The sequence below is a fragment of the Vibrio sp. OY15 genome (assembly GCF_000742455.1).
In the GTDB taxonomy this organism is placed as follows: domain Bacteria; phylum Pseudomonadota; class Gammaproteobacteria; order Enterobacterales; family Vibrionaceae; genus Vibrio; species Vibrio alginolyticus.
The window spans coordinates 1-1703 of sequence record NZ_JPIL01000040.1 but is presented as its reverse complement, the minus strand read 5'-3'; the positions used below and the strand labels follow the sequence as shown (position 1 = coordinate 1703).

Here is a 1703-nt window from a genome sequence, read left to right as displayed (position 1 = left end):
TTGCTGTTTGGGTCTATTAAAATTGCTTGAGTAACTTTTTGCAGTCTCGGATCTCTGGGCAGCGGGATGTGGAGTGACTCATGAGGGCTATTGACGATTTCATCGGATATTACGGCAAGAATACGTAAAGACTGTATGGATAGATCGTCTGTTTTGCTCCATATCGATGCTCTAACCGATAGGGCTTTCAACACATCGCTCATTTGGATAACACAAGGTCTCATTGGAAACCGCTCACAACTCTCTGGAGTAAACAGTAATGAACGACCTTTCAGAGAACCACAAAAATAAACACTGTGCATCGCACCCGGGGGGATCCAACCAGCTCGGTGAGGTGGTAGTATCCACGTTCCTTCATCGGTTTTGACCTGAATTAGCCCTTCATCTATACACAGTAACTGGCCTCGATGATGACTGTGCCAATTATGTGGCCGTTGATCCAAATGGTTGAAGTCGCTCCTTTCATGCTGCCACTCCTTAACGATCAGTGCGGCGCCATTTTTCCATTCGCTGTAATCAGAGTTTGTCACTTTATTTACTCAATTCCATTTTGGCCATTATTCATTATTTTCTGTCCTCTTAACGTTACCATAGCAAGTTAGCGTTCGAGTAACATTTTAGCAACGACCATTTTATCGAAGGCAGAACCATCATGAACGAACCTATCTTTATTATCTATTACATTACAGCAGGCTTGGGCATTGGCTTTCTCGCTGGACTCGTTGGTGTGGGTGGTGGTGGAATGGCCGTCCCTATTTTTGCGTTTCTATTTTCACTACAGGGAATAGCTGATACGGAAGTAGTGCATCTTGCGTTAGGGACATCAATGGCTTCGATGATTATTACAACATTGGGCAGCATGCGCGCTCACTACAAAAAAGAGAATGTAGACTCGACAATGGTAGTAAAAATGTTGAGCGGAGTTCTAGTCGGAACATTTTGCGCCACATTCGTAGCATCGTATCTACAAGGAGTCTATCTGGCAGGCTTTTTCAGCGTATTCATGTTGTATGTTGCTTATAAGATGTTTCTCAACACTGAAAATGAGTACAACCCTAACCCACATGGGGCTATCGGTAATATCACTGTAGGCTCGGTGATTGGCTCTGTATCAGCACTTGTCTCTATAAGCGGTGCGGGGTTGATCATCCCCTATCTTGTCCAGCAAAATTTTGAGGTAAAACGTGCTATTGGTACCTCTGCTGCGATAGGTTTCCCTATCGCGCTGTCAGGAAGCCTCGGTTACATGTTAAACGGATGGGGAAACACAGATTGGAACAACTTAGTATTAGGATACATATACCTTCCTGCAATGCTCAGCTTCTCCATTAGTAGCTACTTAACTACTAGCCTCGGCGTGCGTTGTGCAGAGTATTTCCCAAATAAAGTTCTTAAGAAAATCGTTGGTATTTTGTGTGTTCTTCTAAGTTTCAAAATGTTGGTACAAGTACTTAGTTAGAGCAAATAACACGGTCACTAGTAGGCCTTGCACTATGGTGAAAGGATAAGCCTGCAAAAACTTACTTCTCGCTTTGCTGGTCCAAGCACACAATGTGTAAGAAAGCTCCTCATTGTTGCACTCTTATGACTTTGTTAACCTGGCCAGAATTACATCCAAAATGTGCTGATGATTGTCCTTTCTGGCAACCTCATCACGCTACTGGCAAAGTGCTTCCTCCCCTTCTGATGCGAGAATTTTAATT

2 protein-coding genes are annotated in these 1703 nt (G+C 43.5%); one reads left to right on the top strand and one right to left on the bottom strand.

What is annotated here, in order from left to right:
• Positions 1-530: AraC family ligand binding domain-containing protein (locus tag IJ23_RS24575; RefSeq protein ID WP_081886447.1), on the bottom strand; the 530-nt coding region annotated here is incomplete at its 3' end.
• A 122-nt stretch (positions 531-652) separates the two neighbouring features.
• Here IJ23_RS24575 and IJ23_RS23620 point away from each other — a divergent pair.
• Positions 653-1459, top strand: coding sequence for a sulfite exporter TauE/SafE family protein (locus IJ23_RS23620; RefSeq protein WP_033907508.1), 807 nt, complete (start codon positions 653-655; stop codon positions 1457-1459).
• Positions 1460-1703: the final 244 nt, after the last annotated feature.